We start from the raw sequence: 3509 nt of genomic DNA, 5'->3' as shown, positions 1-3509 counted from the left end.
GGGGTGGACGATAGAATCGCGAGGTATAGAATCAGTGCGCTTTTCACGTCCTGAGTTGCCAGTTTGGATTTTGCCCCAACTTGGCAACTCGGGAAACCCAAAGGGGTACCGGGCCAACATGGTCCGAATACTACTGATCCCCTGAAAGGCGAGTGCCCCGGGGATAGTGGTCGCGATCCGGAGCACGCGTTCAACGTAGTCCACGGCGATGTCCTGGCGTCAGCCAACAAGGGACCGTACTGAGAATGTATGACCCCTGAAGAGTGGATCGTTCAGCACGATGAATCTGCTCACAACACTGTTCTTGGTGTGTTCGCTACTCAAGACGAAGCGCAATCATTTGCTGAGGCAGTTGGTGGGCGCTTTACTAACGGGGTGATCTTTTCTTCCTACCCGGTTGGCTACCGATATGACGAGGGTCCTGGATATGTGGGCCTTGTCCCAAACTCGACCGGTACGGCGTAGCCAATTTTTTCTTCGGGCTTGTTAGAAAAGTATCCATCCATGCGTGACCGCATCAATGCCCTCTTTCCGCCGGTTTCGCACCCACCTGGCCCAGGTCTAGGTGGGTGGTCATGTCGAGGGTGAAACGCCCGTAGGGGTTGATATGGGTCCAGAACAACGGAGTGAGGCCCCTGCGGTCTTCTGGCTCGAGCATTTCGTTAAACTCTGGAACCTCGAGCACGGTTTGCAGCATCAACGTGTTGACCAAGACCAGCGACGATTGCAGTAGATGCAGGGCGAGCATGGAGACTTCGGTCGTTTCCCGGTCAGGACCTGTGAGGTCACGGTTTTTGCCGTAGAAGACAACGTCGTTGCCGCTATTCCAATTCTCCACGACTTGCAGCCCTGAATTGATTTCACGTCGGAGGTCTTCATTGGCGAGGTAGTCGGCGGCAAAGATTGTCCGCACCGCCCTGCCAAGTTCCTCCAAGGCCTGGTAGGTAGGGTGCTTCGGCCCTCCCCTGGTGAAGCGCCGTAGGATGGTTTCCGATTCGGCGGTACCAAGTTTGAGGGCGGTGGCGTATTTGATCATCTGATCGTATTGTTGGGCGATGATCTCCCAATTGATCGGACGAGAGATCACGTCATTGATCTCCGCGTAGCTTTCTTCATTGCTGACACGGTAGAGACGGATGGAACCGATGTTCTTCAACCTCGGCAGCAACTTGAAGCCAAGGAGTTCGGTGAACGCAAATCCCACAATCGAGGCCCCGTGGGTATCGACGTAGTTCGCTTCAATCTCCGCCTCGGTGTCATGGCGCAGGACTCCTTCGATCATCGCAGCTACCTCGGACGAGGAACAATTCTTCAACTGCGAGTAGATGCAGGTTGATTTCTTCTCCACGTGCCAGTAGATCATCACGCCGGGCCCGCCGTAGCGATTGTGCCATTCGGTCATCAGGTTCGATTCCCAAGATCCAAACTTCTTTGAATCAGACGCGCACGCGTTCCCCTCACCCCACCATGCCGGGTTCCTGGCTTCGAACGTAGCGTTGACAACTTTAATGATTGCCTGGCGCAGATTGTCTTTGGTGATGAAGGTCCGGCGAACATGGCGCAGCTCCCGCTCGCTCTCTCCATGGCCACCAGCATCGGTCACTGCTTTGATACCCATGTTCGTACCTAGCCCGAAAAGGCAGAGCAACAACCGCCGGCGCAGGGTGTCCCGGTCAAGGACCGCGCGGGAGGCGACCGAGGCGAATTCATCGGTGAACCCAGTCAGAAAGTCAGCTTCCTTGAGGACTTCAAGTAAGTCCCCGGGGTGCCCCACCTTGCCAGGACCTCGGCCTTGAGTTTGCCCAGATTTGCCGGCTCCTCGAGTTTCTCCAGCTTGGGTACCTTGATCCACGGCGCCCCACGTCGTCTGGTGATCTTCACGCCACCGGTCGTATCTGCCAGTAAACCGTTATCCAGCTGTTCCAATGACCTGGTCATTCTCAACTTCAGATCAAAAATGAACCTGGCAGGGTCCAACGGCTTCCGTAAGGCCTCATAGTGGAGCTCCCGTGAAGCGTCGAAATCTTGGGGAAGGTCATCTTCGGGATCCCGCCACTTTCCAGCACCATCAACGAAAACCTCGCGACGGCGCAATGCCTCCCGCAAAGACACGAGGAGGCAAAGCTCGTAAGGGATCCGTTCAATCCGGCCCTTCTCATCCCGAATAGCACCCTCCCAGGACTTGGGCACGACCCCTGCAACCGGAACCTCCTCGAAGGCGGCAAAAAACTGGGTCTTACTTCCATCTTCCGCGTACTTTTTCAGTAATACGATAGCGTCCATAATGGGACGAAATGCCGTGTTGTGGCACCGAAACCGCAACACGGACAGCAGCGCCGGCAGCATGCGCCGGTAGTGATTCGAATACGACCCCCTCAACACCGTCCGTACCTTGCCCTGGAACACTGTCTCGTTAGCTTTTGCTTCCTGGACCAGCTGCCGCAGGGTTTTCTCACTCACCACCGGGAACACGGCATTGCGAACCGTCTCATCCGGGCGAGCGACTGCCGTTTCTGCCAGTTTGAACAGCAACGCCGTCTTCCCGCGAACCCTTTGTAGGTCCTCGGTCAGTTCCTTCTCAACCTTCCTGACCGCACTGGTATTGATCTTCAACACCAAGACCAGCAACAGATCCACCAGACTGTCAGCGATCTCAGCCGTACGCTGCTGACACAACGCAGCCAACAACGTCAACCTCACCGGCTGAGGAGTGTCCCAGAAATCCGATGGATACATCCGCGCCGCTCTGGCCCGCAACGCGCTCACTACCTTCTCCGACACACCTGCAAACAAACCAGCTGGCAGAGCAAGGGCTTGGGCCGCTGAAAGCTTCTCCACCTCAGACAACAATGATTCCAACCCAGCCGGGCCCGGATCAGCCTTCAAAACTGCCAACAAGGAACCTGCTGAACCGTCAACTACGAGTGCTTCCAATCCAGCCGCACCAGCAGACCCAAGATTGCTGACGACATCAGCACATAGGCGCTGCTCAAACAACGCCCGGGCAGCACCAACAATCCTGCCAGCACGCCCAGGCGGCTCAATCTTCTCCTGACGACACCGGGACAGCAAAGCCTCAAGAAGCGCAGCCTCCCGAATCCCCGACGGGCATACCCGCTCAGCCAACCACCCCGCCAACCGGGCCTCATCAGCCGAGGTGAACTCCCGAAATCCAAAATGAGACCTGATCTCGGCGCGATGGTATTTGATCGAGCGGCCACCCCAATACGGACCCAGCTCAATATCTGGCACAGAAGTCTGCGCCGCAATGTAGTCCAACGCTCCCAGCGGAAGCTCAGAAGGACCGATTGGAAATCTGGCATGGTGCTGAAAGAACTTCAAAAGGACAGCAAACCCTGCCCGAGTCGCTCCTGACTTCTTCGCCATCAATGCCACGTCGTCATCGACTAAAGTCCACGAATCAAGAAGTTCACTCGTCAGTTCCAGGCCCATACCAGAACCTAACCACATCTAGATTGCCCCTGGCGACACCTTTAGGAGTACCGGGC

2 protein-coding genes are annotated in these 3509 nt (G+C 56.3%); both read right to left on the bottom strand.

The genetic code is table 11. The features are described from left to right. Positions 1 to 517: 517 nt before the first annotated feature. Positions 518 to 1774: a transposase gene (locus RY113_RS18260; RefSeq protein ID WP_315915805.1), complete on the bottom strand. Its 1257-nt coding sequence runs from the start codon at positions 1772 to 1774 to the stop codon at positions 518 to 520. Beyond that, positions 1723 to 3453, bottom strand: coding sequence for a DUF4158 domain-containing protein (locus RY113_RS18255; RefSeq protein ID WP_315915803.1), 1731 nt, complete (start codon positions 3451 to 3453; stop codon positions 1723 to 1725). The genes RY113_RS18260 and RY113_RS18255 overlap by 52 nt, the downstream gene beginning before the upstream one ends. Positions 3454 to 3509 lie beyond the last annotated feature (56 nt).

It is taken from the genome of Arthrobacter sp. lap29, assembly GCF_032458965.1.
Lineage (GTDB): Bacteria > Actinomycetota > Actinomycetes > Actinomycetales > Micrococcaceae > Specibacter > Specibacter psychrochitiniphilus.
Note: the sequence above shows the minus strand (reverse complement) of the source record. Positions and strands in the feature narration are given on the sequence as shown.

Coding starts and splice junctions, on each gene's coding strand:
- RY113_RS18255 (WP_315915803.1), bottom strand. CDS start 3,453: ATGGGCCTGGAACTGACGAGTGAACTTCTTGATTCGTGGACTTTAGTC.